Source organism: Nocardia sp. NPDC102475 (genome assembly GCF_055584605.1).
On record NZ_JBVJLS010000042.1, the window covers coordinates 13084 to 34806 of the forward strand.

Consider the following 21723-nt stretch of genomic DNA (forward strand, 5'->3'; position numbering starts at 1 on the left):
GGCCGGTGCCGTCGTGGTGAGGAAGCTGCGTCAGCGAGTCGGTGCGACGATCCGATCGATCTCGTGCATGGTCGGCATCCCGTCGGCGAGAGGGCTGGTCGTTCGGGTTGCCGCCATCGCGGCGGTCGCCCACTCGAAATCCGCACGGTCCGCGGGCTGCCCGGTCCGCATGAGTCGGTAGGCCAGCGCCGCGTCGAATGCCGCGCCGGCCGCGGGGGATGGCGCCTCCGGCCGCGCCGAAAGGTCGAGTTGAAGGGTGCCGGAGCGGACCCGGCAGGCGAGTTGCTCCACCTGGCAGACGCAGTATGCGCCGCGTGCCAGTAGCGCGGGCGCGATGGTCGTCGCGAATTGCTCGACGCCGACGCTATCGCTGTCGCCGGCCAATTCGCCGAGTTCCCACGAACTTCCGTTCAGGTAGTCGATCGGCTCGAAGTGATGTTCGAGGTCCTGAAGATTCTCGACAGGGGGCGCGGGGTGAACCAGAAGGCGTGGGCGCTGCGGCGTCGCACGGATCATCGATAGTGCCTCGTTGATGACCTGGGTCGGCAATTCGAAGGTCAGCAGCACAGCATCCGAGGACGCGATCGCTGCGCAAACCTGCTCGCTGCGCAGATCCGCGGTGCCGAGCTTGGCGCCGTCGACCCGGCCGATGAATGCCCCCGCGCCATTGCGATCGACCATCACGACGGCAACCGGTGTGGTTCCGGGAACGACCTTGACCAGTCCGGTGTCGACGTTCTCGCGCCGCAGATACTCGATGATGCGACGGCCGCTGTCGTCGTCTCCGATCACGGTTACCAGACGGACTCGCAAGCCGAGGCGGGCCGCCGCGACGGCCCGATTGAGTCCCTTGCCACCCACTTGCGCCTCGAATGTCCCGCTTGCCTCGGAGCCTTCGGAGGGCATGGTGTCCGTGCGGTAGATGTGATCGATGACCGCGTCACCGATCACGGTGACCACGCCGCGCGGACGCCACTGTTCGGCACCGGTGACCATGCGCCGCCCCCTATGGTGCTATCGACTTGCCGCACACCAGCTTAGGCCGCGCACGCGCGAAATAGCATGTCCCGCAACAATACATCGGCCGCACGAAACGACCGGTCGGGATCAGGTACGTGCGACGTGGTCCGCGCCGACTGCCTCGGCGATGCAGTGGTAACCCGCCTCGCGCAGTCGCTGGGCGATACCGCGGTGGATGTGGCGCATCCAGAATGGTCCGCCGTAGATGAAACCGGTGTAGCCCTGCAGCAGGGTGGCGCCGGCGAGGATGCGCTCCCAGGCCTGGTCGGCGGTTTCGATGCCGCCGACCGAGATCAGCACCAGATGGTCGCCGACGCGGCGGTAGAGCCGGCGCAGCACTTCCAGGGAACGCTCGGCGACCGGGGGCCCGGACAGACCACCCGCGCCCATGGCCGCGACCTCGGCGGCATCGGTGCGCAGGCCGTCGCGGCGGATGGTGGTGTTGGTGGCGACGATCCCGGCCAGCCCTAGTTCGACGGCGAGATCGGCGACGGCGTCGACATCGTCGTCGGACAGGTCGGGAGCGATTTTCACCAGCACCGGGACCTCGACGCTGTCGAGGACGGCCTGCAGGACCGGGCGCAGGGATTCGACGGCCTGCAGATCCCGCAGGCCTGGGGTGTTGGGCGAGCTGACATTGACGACGACGAAGTCGGCCAGCGGCCCGAGCAGCGACGCGCTCACCGCATAGTCGGCTGCGGCGTCGGCGGGTTCGACGATTTTCGTCTTACCGATATTCGCGCCGATCGGCACCCCGCCGCGGCGGTTGCGCAGATGTTCGGCCGCGGCGGCCGCGCCGTGGTTGTTGAAACCCATCCGGTTGATCAGACCGTGGTCGGCGGGCAGCCGGAACAGCCGCGGTGCGGGATTGCCGGGCTGGGCCTGCGCGGTGACGGTGCCGATTTCGGCGAATCCGAACCCCAATGGCGCCCAGGCGTTCACACCGTCGGCGTTCTTGTCGAATCCGGCGGCCAGCCCGAGCGGCGCCGGGAAGTCGATGCCGAAGGCATGGTTGCGCAGGATCGGATCGTCGGTGGTCAGCACTCTGGTCATCGCCCAGCGCGACGGCGCGAACCGGGCGGCCAGCCGCATGGCCGTGAACGCCAGATGGTGGATGCGTTCCGGCGGCAGCAGGAACATCAGGCGCAGCAGCAGTGAATACATGGCCTCACATTCCCGGTTCGGGCTGGGGTAGTAGTGCGGTTTTTCGCCGCCGCAGCAGCACCCGCCTGCTGCCGTCGGTGTATGCGCGCACTCGCGACAGTTCCCAGCCGCCGAATTCGGCTTGGATGGCCAGCCGCATCGATGCCGTCACCCGGGTCACCTCCGGTGGGAGCCGCAGCGGCACGTATTCGTAGTCGTCACTGGTGGTTTCCCAGCTCGCCGGTAGCGCTGCGCGTGATTGTGGCGCCATCACTGCCCTTTCTTCCGCTGGTCCGCGCGGATCCGTTGCAGACCGTCTCCGGTCGCGGAACCGACGAACAGGTCACCGGTGCGCTCGTCGATGGTCACCGAGTTCGGCTGTCGAACCGTCGGATAACGGCCCACCTCTTTCGGTATACCCGTCGACAGGTCGAATCCGACGACTTCGTTGCTCTGGGTACACGTCACCCACACGGTGTCGGACCGCTGATCGTAGGCAAGCGCGTAAGGCGACGATCCTACCGGGAATCGCTGCCGCAGCACGAGCGGTCCGGCAGTGTAGACCAGCAGTTCGTCGCCCGCAGTGTCGGTGACGATGATCCGGCCGAACGGGTCGGTGACCAGATTGGTGGCGCCGTCACCCGCGCGCAGTGCCAGGCCGAGGCGGTCTTTGCCGAGGTCGAGCTGGGTGAGCGAGGTCTGGCGGCGGTCCAGGACCGAGACATGGTCGCCGGTGATGGCGAGTGCGTCGGCGGAGGCCAGGCCGGAGATGGTTTCGGCGACCTTGCCGTCGGGGGACAGTTCGCGCACCTTGCCGTCTGCGGTGCCGACGAACATCGTGCCGTCGTCGCGATAGCGCACCGATCTGGCATCGCCGTCTACGGGCACCTCAGTGGTGACGCCGGAGGTGATGTCGACGCGCATGATCCGGTGGTCGCCGGGAATCAGCAATTCGCCCGGCTTGCCCTGCGCCAAGCCGACACCATGGGCGGGCAGCAGGAGGGTGCGCATCTGCACGTCCGGCGCGCCGGTGGGATCGACACGGGTGAACGTTGCGGGGTCGATGACGAACAACATCGTGCTGGTGTCGTGGCTCGCTTCGAGTGCAACCAGTCGTCCGGTGCCCGCCTCGGCGAACAGTGCGCCGACCGGGTTGTCGAGCCCCCACACATCCCCGGCGGGTTGCGCGCGCCGCTCAGGGGCAACCGCCGCGGTGGCCGCCGGTCGGGTCTCGAGCTTGTCGCTATCGGAATCGGAGGAACATCCGGCGATCAGCGCCAGCACCACCACACCAGCGAGCGCTGCGGGCAGCGAACCATGTGGGCGCATCCACCGAACTCCTTACTACGACGAATCATCCGCTACCGCACCATCTGACCATGATGGCGCACGTGACCGGCCTACCGGGGTCGTCGCTGACGGAGAATGTCGGCGATGGGGGTTACGGTTGACTCGAAACAATGTCCAATTCAGGGAGATCCGGTTGAAAGCCGACCATCCATCGGGATTTGCCATCGATGACATAACCGTTGGTCCGTTTGCTCACGGATTCGGCACCACGGCCGATGGCAGGCCCTACGCCTTCCGCACCGTGCGCTCCACCGTGGTGCTGGAGATCTACCGCGCCGACCTCGACAGCGACGTACCGGGACCGGAGGATGTGGTCGCCGTCGCGCAGGCCCGCGCCACCGATATCGACCTCGACGACGAGCGCAGTGTCGTGGCGCTGGTGCGCGACATGATTCCGGACGCGGAACCGGTCGAGGCGGTCCCGGATCGGGACATGACAACCGTGCGGGCCCTGCTGGGCCGGATCAGTTCAGTCATAGATGGTATGTAGATGGTGATGCCAACCACACGATTCATCCGTTCCGCGCTGACCGCGGCCGCCCTCGTCGCGGTGGCTGCGGCGTGCAGCACCGGACCGGACGAGGCCTCGGTCGATGCCGCGCGTTCCTCGGCCAACGCCTCGCTGTCGTCCTCGATCGCGGTCTCCTCGAGCGCCGCGCACCGACCGCTGCCGACGGCCGCCGAATTGGACGCGCAGATCAAACGCGCCCTGGATCCGGCGCTACCCGACTCCGAGCGCACCGACCTCATCGAGGACGGCGAGGCCTTCCGCGACGCCATCCCGGATATGTACCGGGCACTGCAGGACAATCCACGCGCCATCTACGGCGTCACCGACCCGGTCTTCGACAACCGCGACGGCACGCTGACCGCGACGATGCGGCTGGACAAGGACGGCAGCGGCACCGCGGTCCGCACCACCGTTGTGCATTTCGTGCTGCTCGACGGCAAGTGGAAGATCTCGCGCACCGACCTGTGCGGCATTCTGCGCTCGGCCGACTATCGCACCGCGGCCTGCGGCTAGATGATCGAATCCGGCTCGCTGCGGTGGGGGCGTCTCATCCACCGCCACCGTTATCTGGTGTTGGGCACAGCCATTGTCGTGGTGCTGCTCTCGGGCTGGTACGGCCGAGATCTGGCGGGCAGGCTGACCCAGGAGGGCTGGTTCGACGAGAGCAGTGAATCGGTGGCAGCCGCCAAGATCGCCGATGCCACCTTCGGCCGCGATACCGACAGCGACATCATCCTGCTCTACACCGCGCCCGAGGGTATGACCGTCGACGACCCGACAGTGCGTGCGGCAGTGACGAATTCGCTGAAGCAACTGCTGGCCCGCCACCCCGACCGGGTCCTGAAGATCGACAGTTACTGGGACAGCCCCTTCGCCGCGCAGGCCACCGACGCCTCGCACACCCACGCCTTCGCCAGTGTCGGATTGCGCGGGGAAGGCACCGCGACGGTCGAGAACTACACCGCGATCAAGGGCGAGTTGGGCGCTGGGCGCGCGGGCGGCGGACCCGGCGGCACCACGGTGCAGTTGGCCGGGCTGCAGCCGATTGTCGAGGGCATCAATCAAGGCATGCAGGACGACATTCGCCGGGCCGAGATCATCGCGCTGCCGATCGTGGCGATCCTGTTGTATTTCGTTTTCGGCGGGGTCGTCGGGGCATTGCTGCCGGTGCTGATCGGCGGGATGACCGTGCTCGGCACCCAGGGCACCATCCGGATGCTCACCGATCACATCGACGTGAATGTGTTCGCCAGTGCGGTGGTCACCTTGGTGAGTCTGGGGTTGGCGATCGACTACGGGCTGTTCACGGTGACCCGGTTCCGGGAGGAGTTGGCCGCCGGGCACAGCGTGGAGGATGCGACGGCGCGCACTGTCGCCACGGCCGGGCGCACCGTGCTGTTCTCGGCCGCGATCATCGCGATCAGCTTGGCGGCGTTGTTCATCTTCCCGAACGGGGTATTGCGGTCGGTGCCCTATGGCGGCATCAGTTCGGTGCTGCTCGCCGCGCTGCTGTCGGTGACGGCGCTGCCGGCGGTGCTGAGCATTGTCGGGCGGCGGATCGACCTGTGGGGTTGGCATCGGTTCTCACGCACCAAAACCGAGGCGCAGATCGACGCCGGATTCTTCTCGCGGTTGGCGACGCGGGCGATGCGGCGGCCGTGGACGGTTGTCGTACCGATTGTGCTCGGGCTGCTCGCACTGATCGTTCCGATTCGCAATATCGAGTTCGGCGGAATCAGTGAACGGTATCTGTCCCAAGACAATCCGGCGCGCGTCGCGCAGGAACGGTTCGACGAGTTGTTCCCGAGTTTTCGCACCGAGCCGATCAAGCTGGTGGTGGTGGGTGCGAATCCGCAGCAGCTCGGCGATATCCGCTACGAAGCCAGCCGGATTCACGGTCTAACCGGCCGTTTCGAACCGAGCGCACCGACCGAGGACGGGATCAATGTGCTCAACGCCGGTCTCGCCGACAAGCGCAATGCGGACGCGGTGATCGACGCGCTGCGGGCGATTCCGGAACCTTCCGGGGTGGACATCATGGTGACCGGTGTGCCCGCACTCGAGCGCGACAGCATCAATGGGTTGCTCGTGCGACTACCGTTGCTGGTCGGTCTCCTGGCGGTGGCGGCGTTGGTGATGTTGTATCTGGCATTTCGTTCGATTGTGCTGGCACTCAAGGCCGTTTCGATGAGCGCATTGAGTCTGGCCTCCACACTGGGCGTGCTCACCTGGGTGTTCGTCGAGGGGCACGGGGCCGGGATCTTCGACTTCACGCCGGGGCCGCTGATGTTCGCGGTGCTGGCGTTGATCGTGACGGTGGTGTTCGGGCTGTCCACCGACTACGAGGTGTTCCTGTTGTCGCGGATGGCCGAGGCACGCGCGGACGGCGCGTCGCCGTCGGAAGCCATCCGTTACGGCATAGCCCACACCGGCGGCGTAATCACTTCTGCCGCAGCGATTCTCATCGTGGTGACCGGTGCGTTCGGCTTCTCCGATCTGGTGTTGATGAAGTACATCGCCTACGGCATGATCGCGGCGCTGGTGCTGGACGCGTCCGTGATCCGCATGCTGTTGACACCCGCGGTGCTGAAGCTGATCTGGCGTTGAGCGCTCAGCGGGCGAGAGGATCGAGAATGACTGTGGTCAAGGGCGCGAACCTGGGCCTGATGTTCCTGCTGGAATTGGGGGTGCTTGCCGGAGCCGCGATCTGGGGTTTCACCCTCGATACGAATCCCATCGTGCGCATCATCGCCGGAATCGGCGCCGCCGCGGTATTCATCGTGGTGTGGGCGCAGTTCGCCGCGGGTGGCGGCAAGAATGCGCGATACCCGCTCACCGGCCCGTGGCGTGCTCTATTGGAGATCGTCTGGTTCGGCGGCGCGGCCGTCCTGATCGGGTTTGCCTGCACAGCACTTACCGGAATCGTGTTCTTCGCGCTGTGGGCGATCAACGGCGGACTGCGGTTGCTGTGGCATCAAGCCTGAGATCGACTGTCCGCAGTCGAACCCAAATCCTCGCTGAACCCGATCGAGCATGTCATCGGCTTCGTGGGCACAACTCCGAATAAGTTCGGGCGGGCAACGCCTTGCGTGGCCGGGCTTCGTCGCCATGCAGTGGGTTTCGAGCGGCGAATCGTCCAGCGACGAGCTGGCATGCCGGTTACAGGTCATCGAGGATTTCGCCCCCGTGTTAGTGGACCGGCCTGTGCCGTTCAACCGTGCTCGAGCGAAGACAGGCCTGCTGCGCCACGCAGAAAGCAACTGGGTCAGCGGCGGACGGGAAGGACCAGTTGGGCGCCGGTTATCGGGTGGTTGAGGACTTCGACGGGGTGTTGGTAGACGCGGGTGAGGAGTTCGGTCGTGAGGACCCTGCGTGGCGGGCCGTCCGCGGCTATGCGCCCGGATTCCAGGACCGCGACCCGGTCGGCGTAGGCGGCGGCGATACCGAGGTCGTGCAGGACGACGACAACGGCGGCGCCCGCGGCGGCTCGGGCGGTGGCCAGGCGCAGCACCGCTTCTTGGTGGCCGAGGTCGAGGGCGGCGGTGGGTTCGTCCAATAGCAGTGTTCCGGTGTCCTGGGCCAGCACGCGGGCCAGGGCGACGCGGGCGCGTTCACCACCGGAGAGCGTCGGAAATGCCCGGGCGGCAAGGTGTTCCACGTCGGCGGCGGCCATGGCGGCGGCGATCCGTTGGTCATCGAGGTCGCGGCGCTCGGTCCGCACCCACGGCGCACGACCCATGGCGACGACCTCACGAGCGGTGAACGGGAATCCGACGGTGTGACTCTGCGGCAATACCGCCCGGCGCCGCGCCATATCCAGATGCGACCAGTGGCCCAGTGCCCGCCCATCGAGTTCGATCGTGCCCTCGCTCGGCTCCAACTCACCCGCGAGCGCCGCCAACAGTGTCGACTTGCCCGCCCCGTTCGGCCCCACCAACGCCACGATCTCGCCCGCGACAACGTCGAAGTCGACGGCTTCGAGGACCCGGCGCGGATGGGCTCCCGAAGCACCACGCCTGTCGATGCTCACTCTGCGGGCCCGAAGCGTCACCGCACCCCGCTCCGGCGGCACCGGCAACTCATGGGTCCGTGCGAACACCGAACTCAATCCCTCCAGCACCCCGCTCACATCTCCGCCCCACCCACGGGCTCCGGTATGTACGCCCGGCCGACGCCGACGATCCGGCACGGCCCTTCGCGGATGATGCGGCCTCGCAGCGCCGCCGGGTTCGGCATTCCGACGTGCACCGCCGGTTGGCTGATCGGCGCGGACTGCCCGTCGACTCCCGGCGTGCGGCCCGGCATCGGCGCGCGACGCCACCACGAATCTGCGCTGGAGCTGCCTATCGAGCTGCATCCCGATAGCCCGCTAGCTGTCCCGTCGACGCGGCCGCACTGGTTGGCTCCCTGGCGATGATCCCGGGAAGAAGTACGAATCCTTCGGGGCAAGGGAGCGCGACGACACGTGCGGACGGCTTGTGGATCGGTTGCGCCCCAGGAGATTTCGTGAATCATGCCCAACCTCCAGCGCGAGCACGCGTGCGGCGCAGGAGCCAGAAGAAGAAGGGGCCGCCGATGAGGGAGGTGAGCATGCCGAGGGGGAGATCGGCGTTGTGGACCAGGGAGCGGGCGGCTACGTCGGCGGCGAGGAGCACTACCGCGCCGATGATGGCGCTCAACGGGATGAGGATGCGGTGGGCGGGGCCGACGAGCATGCGGACCACATGCGGCACGATCAGTCCGACGAACAGCACGATGCCGGTGAAGGCAACCCCCGCGGCCGCGAGGACGGCAACTACCACGATGACGTTGCGCCGCAAGCGCTCCACATCGACACCCAGATGTCGCGCGGCGGATTCACCGAGGGCGAGCAGGTCCAGGCGCGGCGCGATGAGGACCGCGGCGAGAATCCCGACAGCGGCCAGCGGAGCGACGACATGTACCGCGTCCCAGGTGGCTCCGTTCAGACTGCCCAACTGCCAGAACACGATCTGATCGCGGGCGGCGGGGGTCGCGATGAACAGCAGGAACGCGATCAGCCCACCCGCGAAGGCATTGATCGCGACACCGGTGAGCACCAGCGTGACCACCTCGGTGCGCCCATTCGATCGCGACAGCAGATACACCAGCAATGTGGTCAACAGCCCCGCAGCGAATGCGGCCGCCGCCACCGACCACGCCGCCACGAACGCCCCACCCACCACGATCACCGTGCCCGCACCGACCGCCGCCCCAGCCGACACTCCGATCACACCGGGTTCGGCGAGCGGATTCGCGAACACCCCCTGCAACAATGCACCCGCTGTCGCCAATGCCGCACCGACCAGGATCGCGAGCACCACGCGGGGAAACCGCACTTCCCACAGCGTCACCTCACCGGCCGGGTGCGCGGGCATCGGCCCCCAGTCCAACCCGATCCGATGCAGCACACTGCCCGCGACCTCGGCAGGGGTCGTCGGCACCTGCCCGATCGCCGCGGACGCCAACGCCAGCACCACCAGCGCCGCCACCGCCACGGCGAACACGATCGCGGTGCGCGACCATCCCCGCGACTTCGGCGCGACCGGATGCGGACTGTGCGGCATCGCCGAGTCGGTCGTGGTCGTCCCAGTGGCCCTTTCGTTCACACTCGCCCCTGCCCGATCCTCACCCACAGGATCGCGGTGACCGCCCGCACTTCACCGACGTTCCTGAGCACGGCCCGATCTCCGCACCGTGACGGGCCGCTCATGCGGGCTCGGTGCCGTACACGGCCGCACTGAGGGCGGCAATCACCCGGCCGGTGTTCGGGCCGAAACTCAACACCACCGAGTCGGCCATATCGACCACGCGCTTGTTGCGCCCGGCGGGTGTCTGCGCGATGCCGGGCACCTTTTCCAGCCCGTTGACGCCGCCGACCGACTTCAGCCCGTCCGACATCACCAGCAGCACATCCGGTGCGGCCGCGATCATGGCCTCACTGGTGATCGCGACGAACGGTTCGGGCAACCCGGCCTCGGTGCCCGCATCGCGCGCGCCGAGTGCGGCGATGAGGGCGTCGGCGCCGGAGCCGGGTCCAGCGAGCATGGTGATGGCGGTGCTGCGCAGGTAGAGGAAGGCGATGGTGAGGGGTTTGTCCTGCTTGGGTACCGCGGCACTGGCGGCGGCGATTTCGCCACGGGTGCGCTGGGCCAGGGCTTGGCCGCGATCGGGTACGCCGAGTGCGGCGGCGACAGCCTCGATCTGCGGCACCACCCCGTCCATGGTGCGCTGCGGATCGAAATAGACGACCGTCACCCCGGCCGCGCGCAGTTGCTCGCGCACCTGCGGTGCCGCGCTGGTGCTGTCGGTGAGAAAGACCGAAGGACGCAGCGCCAGAACGGATTCCACGTTCAGTGAACCGCTGCCACCGGTCACGATGGGCAGATTCGCGACCGCGGGAAATCCAGCCGCGGTGCTGCGCCCGACCATTTTGGCGCCCATACCCAACGCCCAGACCGTCTGCGCGAGTGTGCCGAAGCGGTCGGCGGCGATGATGCGGCTGGCATCGGTGACCGTGACTTCGGCCCCGTCGAAGGATCGGACGGTCGCGGGCAGCGTAGGCGTGGGTTCGGGCCCGATCGGCACCGGATCGAGGTTTTCCAGTTTCGCGGTGACCGGCCCGCGTCCGCCGCTGCTGGTGGCATCGCTGCCGGTTCCGCAGGCCGAACCGACCAGCAGGGTCAATGCCAGCACAGCCAGGAGGGAACGCGCCCCGCCGGATCGGACACGGTCGAGAAACCTCATGCAGGTAAGGCTAGCCTCCCTCATCGGATCACCCCGCCGCGCGTGCGCTGACATCGTCGAGCGCGGCCGCGATGGCACGCGGCAGTTCCAATGTCTCAGCGGCCAGCACCCCGGTGAGCTGCCCGATATCGCGCGCGCCGACGATCATGCTCGCGATGCCGGGACGGTCGCGGATCCAGGCGAGGGCCACGGCCAACGGTGAGGTGGCCAGTCCGTCGGCGGCGGTCACCAGCGCCTCGACCACCCGGGTCGCGTGGTCGTCGAGCCGGTGCCGGATCTCGGCGGCGGTCGCCTCGTCCGCACCGCGCGAATCGGCGGGCACTCCGTCACGGTACTTGCCGGTGAGAATGCCCCCGGCCAGCGGCGCGGTGGCGATCAGTCCCACACCGTGATGTTGCGCGGCCGGAATGAAGTCGGTTTCGGTGTCACGGACCAGCAGCGAGTACGGGGTCTGCGCGACGGTGACGGGCGCGACCGCGGCGAGGCTGGCGACCTGCCAGGCATTGAACCCGCGCGCACCCGCGTAGCGGACGCGCCCGGAGCGCACCGCGAATTCGAGAGTGGCGGCGACCTCGTCGAGCGGGGTCGCGGGATCCCAGGCGGCGACATGCCAGATATCGAGATAGTCGGTGCCCAGTTCGAGCAGTGTCCGATCGAGCTGGCGCAGCAGCGCGCGACGGGAGGTGTCCACGGCCGGTCGCATCGGCTCCGGCTCGGGCACGGTCGGCCCTGCGGGTGCGGGCGTGGTCCGCGGCGCGACACCTGCGCAGCCGCTGAGTACCAGATCGTCACGGGAGACCAGATCGCCGAGCAGTTCGGCCAGGATCCGTTGTGCCGCACCGCCGGCGTAGGCGGGGGAGGTATCGACCAGTGTGCCGCCGGCCTCGGCGAACGCCACCAACTGCACCGCCGCGTCGTCGGTATCGGTATGCGCCCCCCAGGTGTGGGTGGCGAGTCCTATCCGGGACACCCGTAGGCCGCTGCGGCCGACCGTCCGCTGTTCCATCACCGTGTCCGCGCAATCGTCACGGCGCCAAGCCTAGAGTGTGGATACGCAACTCGACGCCCACCAGCACCGTGGGTCGCACGGTCGAGCCGGGCATGCCACCGCCATCTCGACACTGTACTGTCGCTGCGTGATTGCGGCGGTGGTCACAGTGATGCGATCGATCGCCGGACCAATTGCCCAGTAGGAACACATATTTCGGGCGGAAGTGGAGGCTGGTTCGTGGTCGGCGAGTCGATGACCTGGGTGCAGGCCTTGGTACTTGGTCTGGTACAAGGTCTCACGGAGTTTCTGCCGATCTCCTCTTCGGCGCATCTGCGCATCGTGTCGGGGGTGTTCTTCGGCGACGACGCGGGCGCCTCGTTCACCGCGGTCACCCAGTTGGGCACCGAGGCGGCGGTGCTGGTGTTCTTCGCCAAGGACATCTGGCGGATCATCCTCGCGTGGTTCGCCGGGCTGCGTGATCGGCTGACCAAGCGTGGCGAGCCGGAACTGCCGCTGCACGACCAGCCCACCATGCGCCTTCCGGTCATTACCGCCGATCACAAGCGCGTCCTGGACGAGCAGGCGCAGCGTGAACTCGACTACCGCATCGGCTGGTATGTGATCATCGCGACGATCCCGATCGGGGTGCTCGGATTCCTGTTCAAGGATCTGATCCGCACCGGCGCCCGCAATTTATGGTTGATCTCGTTCATGCTGGTCGCGTTCGCGCTGGTCATCGCCGCCGGTGAGTACTACGGACGCAGGATCCGCCCGATCGAGCAGCTGACCACCCGCGACGGTTTGATCATGGGCTTCGCGCAATGCCTGGCCCTGGTCCCGGGTGTGTCGCGTTCCGGTGCGACCGCGACGGCGGGTCTGTTCCTCGGGCTCGAGCGTGAAGCGGCCGTGCGGTTCTCGTTCCTGCTCGCCATTCCCGCGGTGACCGCGTCGGGCCTGTTCAGCCTGCCCGACGCGTTCGAACCGGCGGGTGAGGGCCTCAATGCCAGCGGACCGCAGCTGCTGGTCGCGACGATTCTGGCGTTCGTGGTCGGGTATGCCTCGGTGGCATGGCTGTTGAAGTTCGTCGGCAAACATTCCCTGGACTGGTTCGTCGGCTACCGCATCGTGCTCGGGCTGACGGTCATGGGCCTGCTCGCGAGCGGAGTGGTGTCGGCGACATGATCGTTAGGCTGGTGCCATGACGGTGATCCTGCTGCGGCACGGTGTTTCGACCTCGAATACCGCCCGCACCCTGGCCGGGCGCAGTGCGAGCGTCGATCTGACCGAGCACGGCGATACCCAGGCCCGCGCCGTCGCCGAACGGCTCGCCACGCTGCCGATCGAGCACATCGTGCATTCGCCGCTACTGCGCTGTCAGCGCACGGTCGCACCGCTTGCGGAAAAGCTCGGTCTGGAACCGGAGTACGACGATCGGTTGATCGAGGTCGACTACGGCGACTGGACCGGCAAGGCGATCGTGGATCTGCTGACCGAACCGCTGTGGAAGGTGGTGCAGCGGCACGCCTCGGGCGCGGTCTTCCCCGGCGGCGAAGGTCTGGCGCAGGTGCAGATCCGTGCGGTGGCCGCGGTGCGCGAGCATGATCGACAGTTCGCCGAGAAGGCCGGTCACGATGTGCTGTGGGTGGCGTGCACGCACGGTGACGTGATCAAATCCGTGCTCGCCGACGCGCTCGGCCTGCATCTCGACGGTTTCCAGCGCATCGTGGTCGAACCCGCCTCGCTCAGCATCGTGCGCTATACCCCGACCGCGCCGTACGTGGTTCGGCTCAACGACACCGGAGCGGATCTGTCCGGTTTGGCAATCAAACCGCAACGGCCCGCCTCGGATTCCGGGGCGCCCGCGGAGCCCGAAGCCGGTCCGGTTCCCGGTGGGGAGCTTGGTGGTACCCCGAGTGCGGATAATGGGAATGCGGAGCTTCGAGATTCCTTGTAAACGAGTAGGTGGCGTGTTGCGGAGTCCAGCGCCGCGGGTAGTCGATCAGGGTCACGTATCAGGAGGTGCAGATGTCTCGCGCAATCCACGTATTTCGCACCCCCGATCGTTTTGTCGCCGGGACCGTCGGTGAGCCGGGCGATCGCTCGTTCTACCTGCAGGCCGTGCAGGAACCACGGGTGGTCAGCGTGTTGCTGGAGAAGCAACAGGTGAAGGTGCTCGCCGACCGGATGGGTCTGCTGCTCGACGAGGTCGCGCGCCGCTTCGGCGCCGAGGTGCCGCCGCAGGCCGAGGACATCTCCGACAGCGACCCCCTGGTGACCCCGATCGACGCCGAGTTCCGGGTCGGCACCATGGGCCTGGGCTGGGACGCCGATGCGGGCGCGGTGGTGGTGGAACTGCTGGCGATCACCGAAACCGAGGTCGACGAGTCGGTGGTGCTCGATGACACCGAGGAGGGCCCCGACGCGGTGCGGGTATTCCTGACCCCGATCCAGGCGCGGGAGTTCGCGTTGCGCTCCACCCGGGTGATCGCGGCGGGCCGCCCGCCGTGTCCGCTGTGCGGGGAACCGCTTTCCTCGCGCGGGCATATGTGTGTGCGAACCAATGGATACAAGCGCGGGGATATTTTCGGCGCGGCCGAGCTAGAGGAGTAGTCCGTGGCCGAGGCTCGGTGGCACACCGCGGAATTGACGGTGATCGGTCGGGTGACGACCGCGAGCAACGTCACCCTCGTCTGCGATACGGACGGCGTTCGCGTCGTCTACAAGCCGGTGCGCGGGGAACGGCCGCTATGGGATTTTCCGGACGGCACCCTGGCCGGGCGTGAGGTGGCCTCATATCGGGTGTCGGACGCGCTCGGCTGGGGTGTCATCCCGGAGACGATCCTGCGCGATGGCCCCTATGGGCCGGGCATGGTGCAGCGGTGGGTGGAGTCGGTGGACAACCACACCGAGCAGGGCAACCGGCTCGATCTGGTGGATCTGGTTCCGTTGGGTGCGGTGCCGGACGGGTTCTGCGAGGTGCTGCGCGCTGAGGATCCGGCGGGCAACGAGGTATCGCTGATCCATGCCGACGATCCGCGACTGCAGCGGATGGCGGTGCTCGACGTGCTGCTCAACAATGCCGACCGCAAGGGCGGGCATGCGCTGGAAGGCGTCGACGGGCAGGTCTACGGCGTCGATCATGGCATCTGCCTGCACAGTGAGCACAAGTTGCGCACGGTGCTGTGGGGCTGGGCGGGTAAACCCATCTGTGATGGGTTGATGGCCGACATCGCCGCCTTCGCCAAGGAACTGCCCGGTTCGGTCGCCGATGATCTCGTACCGCATCTCACCGATGCGGAGATCGAGGCGCTCGCCGACCGTACGCAGGAACTGCTGGACAACCCGGTGATGCCGATGCCGCGCACGTCGCGGCCGATCCCGTGGCCCGCATTCTGAGCTGAGGTCGGCACAGCCCGGGGATACCGTCGGCGGTCGCTTGCGATGTGCGCGCGGTGCCGAATTGCATCGAGTGTCGGGGCGCATGTGCTGCCTGATGGGACGACGGTTTCCGCGTTCCGACATACAGAGCGCGGCCGGGCGGGGATTCGCGGGCGCGCGAGGCATTCTGCACAGGCACGACCGCGGCCGGGAGTGGCGCGTGTGGGGTACTCAGCTGAGCAGCGGGCGGACTTCGGCACCGACGAAGCGGACGAATTCGATCAGGTTCGGATCGTCATCGGTGGGTTCGAGGACTACGGTATCGGCGCCTGCGTCGGCGTAGCGGCGGACGGCATCCGCGATGGCTTGTGCGTCGCCCGCGACGCCTGCCTCGGGCGGGTGCTCGCTGGAGTTGCGTTGCTGGGCCGCCGACAAGCGTGCGGCCGCGTCCGGGCCGGTGGCCGTGAGCAGGTTGACGATGACCCGATGCGGTTCGGTGCGTGCGGCTTTCGCGCGGCCTTCCTCGATGCGCGCACGGGCGGCGCGGACGCCGTCGGGGGTGGTTCGTGCGGTGAGGATGGTGGCGTCGGCGAGTTCGCCGGACAGTCGCAGGGTCTGCGGGCCGGTCGCGGCGGCGGTGATCGGCGGGGGCGTGGTCGGCGGCCATTCCAGGGCGACATTGTCGAGGTGCACGTATCGGCCTGCGGCGCTGACCTTTTCACCGTTCAGCAATCCGCGCAGCGCAACCAGATGTTCCCGTAGCAGCGTCATCGGCGATTCGACCCGCGCACCGATCTGTCCCATCCAGTCCTGCACACCGTGCCCGAAACCCGGAATCACCCGGCCCGGATGCAGCCGCAACAGCGCCGCCACCTCCATGGCGGTGAGCGCTACATTACGCAGCGGCACCGGCATCACCCCGATCCCGACGCGCACTCGCTCGGTCCGCGCCAACACCGTTGCGGCGGTGGTGATTCCACCGGCCCAGAAGCAGTCCTCCCACAACCACACTTCTTCGAGACCGCTGTCCTCGGCTGCGGCCGCGACCGCGACCAAATGTTCCGGGGAAACTTGGGGCATCGACACCGCACCGAGAACAGTCACCCGTCCAACCTAGCGCGGTCGCACTCGGCCGCGGCCGAATTCGGACGGCCCCGTGCACACGGCAAACTCAGCGACAGTGACCTGCGCCACTCGCGGCAATTCGATCCGCCGGACGGCAAACATTGACATCCGACTTTTGCGACATCGGGGCAGGTCAGATCCGGGGTGGTTGGCATACAACCAACCGTTGGGAGCAGGGTGCGGCGCAATGGCCTCCACCACACCTTTACCCTCGAATCATGCAGTCCTGGTCCGATACCGCCCTACCGTCAATTCCCGGAGCAGGGCCACCGTTGCGGTTGTACGACACCGCCGACCGGCAGGTTCGCCCGGTGACCCCGGGCCCTACGGCCACCATGTACGTCTGCGGGATCACCCCCTATGACGCCACCCATCTCGGCCACGCCGCCACCTACTTGACGTTCGACCTGGTCAACCGGCTGTGGCGCGACGCGGGCCACAAGGTGCATTACGTGCAGAACGTCACCGATGTCGACGACCCGCTGTTCGAGCGCGCCGCCCGCGACGGTGTGCACTGGCGCGATCTGGGCACCCGCGAGATCAATCTGTTCCGGGAGGACATGTCCGCCCTGCGCATCGTGCCGCCGCGCGACTACATCGGTGCCGTGGAGTCCGTCGACGAGGTCATCGAGTTCGTGCAGAAGCTGCTGGCCTCGGGCGCGGCGTACACGGTCGAGGATGCCGAATATCCGGACATCTACTTCCGCGCCGATGCCACCGAGCAGTTCGGCTACGAATCGGGCTACGACCGCGCAACCATGGAGCGTCTGTTCGCCGAACGCGGCGGCGATCCCGACCGTCCCGGCAAGCGCGACACCATCGACGCACTGCTGTGGCGCGCCGCGCGTCCCGACGAGCCGTCGTGGCCGGCGCCCTTCGGTGCCGGGCGACCCGGTTGGCATATCGAGTGTGCGGCGATCGCGCTCAACCGCGTCGGCCCGGAATTCGATATCCAAGGCGGCGGTAGCGACCTGATCTACCCGCATCACGAGTACTCCGCCGCACACGCCGAGGCATTGATCGCGGGCCGCCGCTTCGCCCGCCATTACGTGCACGCCGGTCTGATCGGCCTGGACGGCGAGAAGATGTCCAAGTCGCGCGGCAACTTGGTGCTCGTCTCCAAGCTGCGTGCCGCAGGCGTCGACCCTGCTGCCATCCGCCTCGGCCTGCTCGCCGGTCACTACCGCCAAGACCGTATGTGGACCGACGCCGTCCTCGCCGACGCCACCGCCCGCCTGGACCTGTGGCGCCGAGCCACCGCGCTCGCTTCCGGCCCCGCCGCCGAAGACACCGTCGCCCGCCTCCGCCAACACCTCGCCGACGACCTGGACACCCCGAAAGCCCTTGCCGCCGTAGACAACTGGGCAAATCAGGCCCTGGCCTACGGCGGCCAGGACAACGAGGCCCCTGCTCTGATCGCAACCGCCGTGGACGGTCTACTGGGCGTTCAGCTCTGATCTTTGCCGAAACCGCCGTGCTGCTCGTAACCATCTGGCGCCCGAGCGGATTCGGTCGGCTCGCCGATCAGCGGCGCGACGCGCTGGCGCGCGCGACTGTCGGCGTCTGCGGGCGCGGAGAGCAGTTCGACGCGCTCCTTCGCACACGCTTTCGGCCCGCATATCTGCCGATCGAGCGCGGATGGGGCGAAAGTGCTCGTGTGGTGGGGAACGGCGGCTGCGGGACAGGGTGTGGGTTGTTCGGGGAGGTGATCCGTGGTGTTGTACACGGGTGTGTGGCATTCATCCTCGGGGCTTGGTGGGGCGGTGGTCGGCGCTCGGTGGTGTGATCGGCGCGGGTACGGCGTCGGCGGCGGGGCGGTTGCGGGCCTCGGCCGCGCAGGCCGATCCGCGGACGGTGGCGGCGCGGGTACGGTTCTTCGGGGCGGACGTGGTGGATCCGGACACGGGTGCGGTGCGTGCGGATCGGGTGGTGTTGTCCTGGGTGGGGTGCACGACCTATGCGTTCGCGATGGCGGGGTCGGTGTTTCTGCTGGATGCGTGGGTGCCGCGGCTGACGAGCACCGGTTATGTGCCCGCGACGGCGCAGGATCTGGTGGATCTGGCGCCGGAGGCGATATTCATCGGGCACGGGCATTTCGATCACGCCGCTGATGCGGGTCGGATCGCCGAGGCGGCGGGGGCAGTCGTGTATGGAACCGCCGAGCACGGCGTGAATATCCGTGCACAGGTGGCGGATCCGACATTCCGAACGATCGCACTCGGGGACGGCGCATCGCCGCCGGGGGAGCGGCACGAGTTCACCGTGGGGTCGGTGGAGGTCACCGCGGTCCGTCATGTGCACTCCGCGCCCACCGCTCCGGAGCGGCCCGGCGGGTCCGCGCCGTTTTTCCCGCTACCGCAACTGGGCGCCCTGGTGCGGCATCCACCGACACTGGCAGGTGTCCTGCAGAGTGCGCCGCGCCTCGGCGATCCGGAGGGCGGCACTCTCCTCTACCAATTCCGCGTTCCGGGATTCGCGCTGGTCTGGCACGATTCCTCGGGGCCGCTCACCGAGAAGGCCCCGCAGGTCTTCGATGTCTTCGCCGACCTTCCACCTACCGACGTCCAGATCGGTGCGGTCCAGGGCTTCAACCAGATCAGCAATGGTCTTCGCGACCCGCGCCGCTACATCGAGGCCATCCGTCCCGCACTCTTCGTCCCCAGCCACCACGATAACTGGCTGCCCGGCTTAACCGCCTCCGCCGCCACTTACGACATCCCACTGCGTGGCGAACTGGCCCGCATCCCCACCGGCCACCGCCCAGATCTGCGTCCCCTCTACGACCCGGTCGACTACGTCAATCCCCACCGCCTGACCTTCGCACTGTAACCCCAACTGCCACAACACCTTACGGCTGTTCGCTGCATCGGCGCGGGCAAGTCGGCCGTTCAGCAAGCATCGCAGGCTCGCCGCCGCGAGCAATACACAGCCATCGACCTTCTCGAACACCGCCAGCCACCACGCTGCGATCGGGACGAGTCGAATGGTTACTCGGACCCGACCGGCCCCCTGTGCTTCGCCTTGCATCCAGACCGAAGCGCCACTCAGGGAACTGATCTGGGTGGGAGGCGGGCGGCCATGGCGGCCAGGTTGTCGGCGAAGGTGAGGACGAATTCGACGCAGAGGTCGATGAGTTCGTCGCGGGTGACCTCGATGCCGCCGTCGAGCCAGGCCAGGATCAGTTCGGCGGCGCCGCCGGTGATCATCAGCGAGACCGCGCGCACCAGGGTGTCGCTGCCCGGTGGTGGCGCGAGGAGGGCGCGTTCCTGATCGGCGACGACGTCGGCGATGGTGCGCATGGCGGCGGCGCGGCGGCGCATCAGGGTTTCGCTGCCGTGGGCTTCGGCGAAGGCGATGCGGGCGCGGCGCGGGTCGTCGATGACGGAGGTGACGATCCCGGTTACCGCCGCACGCGTTTTGGCCGGAATCCCCTCGGGTGCGGCGGCGAGGGCGTCGAGGGAACTGCGGACGGCGGTGTCGATGATCTCGTCGTGCACGGCGGCGGCCAGGGCGTCGAGGTCCGAGAAGCTCTCGTAGAAGAAGCGCGGGCCGACCTTGGCCTGTTCGCAGACTCCGCGCACCGTGGTGGTCGCCCACCCCTGGGTGCCGATGATCTCGAGGGCCGCATCCATCAGGCGACGGCGGCGATCCTCGCGCCGCTGCGCGGCGGAGGTGCCGCGGTAGATCCCGGTCGCTACCCGTGTCACAGGCTCAGTATGCCGCAGGCAAATCAGGAAACAACCGTTTACGGAAACCATTGATTCCTGTATGGTGTGGATCACACGATTTTCGCAAGGATGCGAGAGGACGACCATGATGTCGACGATGGGCCGACGAGCGAAGTACGCCGCATCCGCGCTGGCCGAGCGTTATCCGTCGCGGACCCGAGCCCTCGCCGAACCACCCGCCGGTAGCGAATTGCGGCCGATACTAGGCGATTACGGCTTACCGATCATCGGGCACGCCCTCCCAGCCATGACGGACAACCTCGATTTCGCGCGGCGGCGCGTCGGGAAATACGGTCCCGTGCAGTGGTCCGGACTGCTCGGGCGGCAGGTCGTGATGGTGGTGAGCCCGGAGGCGATCGAGGAAGTGCTCGCGGACCGGGACAGGGTGTATTCCGCCAAGGGGGGCTACGACTTTTTCATCGGCCCCTTCTTCCGTGGCGGCATTCTGCTGCGCGATTTCGAGGAGCACCGCTACCACCGGCGCATTCTGCAGCAGGCTTTCACCCGGCCGCGACTGGTCGGCTATCTCGATATCACCACACCTGCGATCGCCCGCGGCATGAGTGACTGGTTGCCCGCCAACGACTTTCAGCTTTTCCCGGCAACCAAACATGTGCTGCTGCGCATGGCATCGGAGGTGTTCATGGGCGCACGCCTCGGTCCAGAGGCGGCGCGGCTCGAGCGCGCGTTCATCGATGCGGTGCGCGGCGGGCAGGCGTTGGTGCGCACCAATCTGCCCGGCGGTGTGTGGGCGAAGGGCTTGCGCGGACGCAAGGTACTCGAGGACTACTGCCGCCGGGAAATGCCCGCCAGACGCGCGGGCACCGGTGACGATCTGTTCAGCGTGCTGTGCCACACCGCCAGCGATGAGGGCCATACCTTCACCGATCAGGACATCGTCGACCATCTGATCTTCGTGCTGATGGCCGCGCACGACACCAGCACCATCGCGCTGGCGATGATGGGCTATCAACTCGGTCTGCATCCGGAGTGGCAGGACCGGCTGCGCGCCGAATCGCAAGCGCTGGGCAAGGATTCGCTCGATTACGATGATCTCGACCGGCTGCCCGCCCTGGATCTGGTGTTCAAGGAGATCCTGCGGATGTACTCCCCGGTCGGTCAGCAGATCCGGGAGACATTGCGCGACACCGCGATCCAGGGCCACTTCCTACCCGCGGGCACCATTGTCGTCATCGGCTCGCATTCGGCGATGCGTATCGATCGCTGGTGGCACGACCCCGATGTCTTCGATCCGGAGCGTTTCACCGCCGAACGCCAAGAGGACAAATCCCACCGCTACGTCTGGGCGCCCTTCGGCGGCGGCGCGCACAAGTGCATCGGCCTGTACTTCGGCGGCATGACCGTCAAGGCGATCATGCATCGCATGCTGTTGCACTACCAGTGGTCGGTGCCGGCCGGATATGTGCCGCCGATGGGCTGGGCGACCGGCCCGATCCCACTCGACGGCCTCCCGATCCGGCTGCAAGCCGCACGCGTCGAAACCCGGCGTCCCGCATGAGAATCACCGCCGACCGAACCCGCTGCCAAGGCCACGGCATGTGCGAAGCCCTACTTCCGCACATCTTCCAGGTCGACAACTCCGGCAAAGTCAGCATCCTCACCGACCCCATCCCTACCTCCGACCACCCCGACGCCCAGCTCGCCATCGACACCTGCCCCGTCGAAGCCCTGCGCGCCGAGGCGTGAGAAGT

General features: G+C 67.5%; 22 protein-coding genes. 12 read left to right on the forward strand and 10 right to left on the reverse strand.

The features are described from left to right. Positions 1-30 precede the first annotated feature (30 nt). From ACZ60G_RS42070 to ACZ60G_RS42085, 4 genes are all read right to left on the reverse strand, one after another. The gene (locus tag ACZ60G_RS42070; protein WP_465817732.1) at positions 31-996 is read right to left on the reverse strand and encodes a PfkB family carbohydrate kinase; all 966 of its coding nucleotides are present in this window, start codon (positions 994-996) and stop codon (positions 31-33) included. 111 nt (positions 997-1107) lie between these two features. After that, the gene (locus ACZ60G_RS42075) at positions 1108-2184 is read right to left on the reverse strand and encodes a quinone-dependent dihydroorotate dehydrogenase (RefSeq protein WP_465817734.1); all 1077 of its coding nucleotides are present in this window, start codon (positions 2182-2184) and stop codon (positions 1108-1110) included. A 4-nt stretch (positions 2185-2188) separates the two neighbouring features. Then, the gene (locus ACZ60G_RS42080; RefSeq protein ID WP_040691094.1) at positions 2189-2434 is read right to left on the reverse strand and encodes a DUF5703 family protein; all 246 of its coding nucleotides are present in this window, start codon (positions 2432-2434) and stop codon (positions 2189-2191) included. Continuing rightward, positions 2434-3492, reverse strand: a complete 1059-nt coding sequence (locus ACZ60G_RS42085; RefSeq protein WP_465817737.1) for a YncE family protein — start codon at positions 3490-3492, stop codon at positions 2434-2436. Before ACZ60G_RS42085 ends, ACZ60G_RS42080 begins: the two co-directional genes overlap by 1 nt. A 154-nt stretch (positions 3493-3646) precedes the next feature. Between ACZ60G_RS42085 and ACZ60G_RS42090 the strand changes: the two genes are divergently transcribed. From ACZ60G_RS42090 to ACZ60G_RS42105, 4 genes are read left to right on the forward strand one after another with little or no spacing between them, the layout of a single operon-like run. Beyond that, the gene (locus ACZ60G_RS42090; RefSeq protein WP_040691095.1) at positions 3647-4003 is read left to right on the forward strand and encodes a hypothetical protein; all 357 of its coding nucleotides are present in this window, start codon (positions 3647-3649) and stop codon (positions 4001-4003) included. After that, entirely contained in the window at positions 4004-4537 is a 534-nt protein-coding gene (locus tag ACZ60G_RS42095) for a WKL family lipoprotein (RefSeq protein WP_465817739.1), read from the forward strand. Beyond that, positions 4538-6631 carry an MMPL family transporter gene (locus ACZ60G_RS42100; RefSeq protein ID WP_465817741.1) on the forward strand — a complete coding sequence of 698 codons (2094 nt, stop codon included), beginning with the start codon at positions 4538-4540 and terminating at the stop codon, positions 6629-6631. Between the two features lie 26 nt (positions 6632-6657). Continuing rightward, complete coding sequence (locus tag ACZ60G_RS42105) at positions 6658-7008, forward strand: YrdB family protein (RefSeq protein WP_465817743.1); 351 nt, start codon at positions 6658-6660, stop codon at positions 7006-7008. Positions 7009-7289: 281 nt separating this feature from the next. Here the strand turns inward: ACZ60G_RS42105 and ACZ60G_RS42110 are convergent, their stop codons facing one another. The 4 genes from ACZ60G_RS42110 to ACZ60G_RS42125 form a co-directional block, all read right to left on the reverse strand. Beyond that, a complete protein-coding gene (locus ACZ60G_RS42110; RefSeq protein ID WP_465817745.1) occupies positions 7290-8153 on the reverse strand; it encodes a heme ABC transporter ATP-binding protein in 864 nt (287 codons plus the stop codon). Positions 8154-8535: 382 nt separating this feature from the next. Beyond that, entirely contained in the window at positions 8536-9609 is a 1074-nt protein-coding gene (locus tag ACZ60G_RS42115; RefSeq protein ID WP_465817796.1) for a FecCD family ABC transporter permease, read from the reverse strand. A 142-nt stretch (positions 9610-9751) separates the two neighbouring features. Then, positions 9752-10789: a heme/hemin ABC transporter substrate-binding protein gene (locus ACZ60G_RS42120; RefSeq protein WP_465817746.1), complete on the reverse strand. Its 1038-nt coding sequence runs from the start codon at positions 10787-10789 to the stop codon at positions 9752-9754. Between the two features lie 28 nt (positions 10790-10817). Beyond that, positions 10818-11795, reverse strand: coding sequence for an aldo/keto reductase (locus tag ACZ60G_RS42125; RefSeq protein ID WP_465817748.1), 978 nt, complete (start codon positions 11793-11795; stop codon positions 10818-10820). A gap of 237 nt (positions 11796-12032) precedes the next feature. Here ACZ60G_RS42125 and ACZ60G_RS42130 point away from each other — a divergent pair, with 237 nt between their 5' ends. The 4 genes from ACZ60G_RS42130 (at position 12033) to ACZ60G_RS42145 (ending at position 15176) form a co-directional block, all read left to right on the forward strand. After that, on the forward strand, positions 12033-12962 hold the full coding sequence (locus tag ACZ60G_RS42130; protein WP_433621061.1) for an undecaprenyl-diphosphate phosphatase: 930 nt from the start codon (positions 12033-12035) through the stop codon (positions 12960-12962). 16 nt (positions 12963-12978) lie between these two features. Further along, a complete protein-coding gene (locus tag ACZ60G_RS42135; protein ID WP_465817750.1) occupies positions 12979-13734 on the forward strand; it encodes a histidine phosphatase family protein in 756 nt (251 codons plus the stop codon). Between the two features lie 71 nt (positions 13735-13805). After that, complete coding sequence (locus ACZ60G_RS42140; protein ID WP_420773553.1) at positions 13806-14390, forward strand: DUF3090 domain-containing protein; 585 nt, start codon at positions 13806-13808, stop codon at positions 14388-14390. A gap of 3 nt (positions 14391-14393) precedes the next feature. Beyond that, on the forward strand, positions 14394-15176 hold the full coding sequence (locus ACZ60G_RS42145; RefSeq protein WP_465817752.1) for an SCO1664 family protein: 783 nt from the start codon (positions 14394-14396) through the stop codon (positions 15174-15176). A 213-nt stretch (positions 15177-15389) separates the two neighbouring features. Here ACZ60G_RS42145 and ACZ60G_RS42150 read toward each other — a convergent pair whose 3' ends face one another. Further along, positions 15390-16262: an LLM class flavin-dependent oxidoreductase gene (locus tag ACZ60G_RS42150; protein WP_465817754.1), complete on the reverse strand. Its 873-nt coding sequence runs from the start codon at positions 16260-16262 to the stop codon at positions 15390-15392. A gap of 239 nt (positions 16263-16501) precedes the next feature. Here ACZ60G_RS42150 and mshC point away from each other — a divergent pair, with 239 nt between their 5' ends. Further along, positions 16502-17740, forward strand: a complete 1239-nt coding sequence (gene mshC, locus ACZ60G_RS42155) for a cysteine--1-D-myo-inosityl 2-amino-2-deoxy-alpha-D-glucopyranoside ligase (protein ID WP_465817756.1) — start codon at positions 16502-16504, stop codon at positions 17738-17740. Positions 17741-18038: 298 nt separating this feature from the next. Next, the gene (locus ACZ60G_RS42160) at positions 18039-19112 is read left to right on the forward strand and encodes an MBL fold metallo-hydrolase (RefSeq protein WP_465817798.1); all 1074 of its coding nucleotides are present in this window, start codon (positions 18039-18041) and stop codon (positions 19110-19112) included. Positions 19113-19327: 215 nt separating this feature from the next. On the opposite strand, the gene ACZ60G_RS42165 is transcribed toward ACZ60G_RS42160, so the two are convergent. Beyond that, positions 19328-19990, reverse strand: coding sequence for a TetR/AcrR family transcriptional regulator (locus tag ACZ60G_RS42165; RefSeq protein ID WP_465817757.1), 663 nt, complete (start codon positions 19988-19990; stop codon positions 19328-19330). Between the two features lie 118 nt (positions 19991-20108). Here ACZ60G_RS42165 and ACZ60G_RS42170 point away from each other — a divergent pair, with 118 nt between their 5' ends. Next, positions 20109-21530 (forward strand): cytochrome P450, encoded by a 1422-nt coding sequence (locus tag ACZ60G_RS42170; protein WP_465817759.1) that lies wholly within the window; start codon positions 20109-20111, stop codon positions 21528-21530. Then, positions 21527-21718 (forward strand): ferredoxin, encoded by a 192-nt coding sequence (locus ACZ60G_RS42175; RefSeq protein WP_465817761.1) that lies wholly within the window; start codon positions 21527-21529, stop codon positions 21716-21718. The genes ACZ60G_RS42170 and ACZ60G_RS42175 overlap by 4 nt, the downstream gene beginning before the upstream one ends. Positions 21719-21723: the final 5 nt, after the last annotated feature.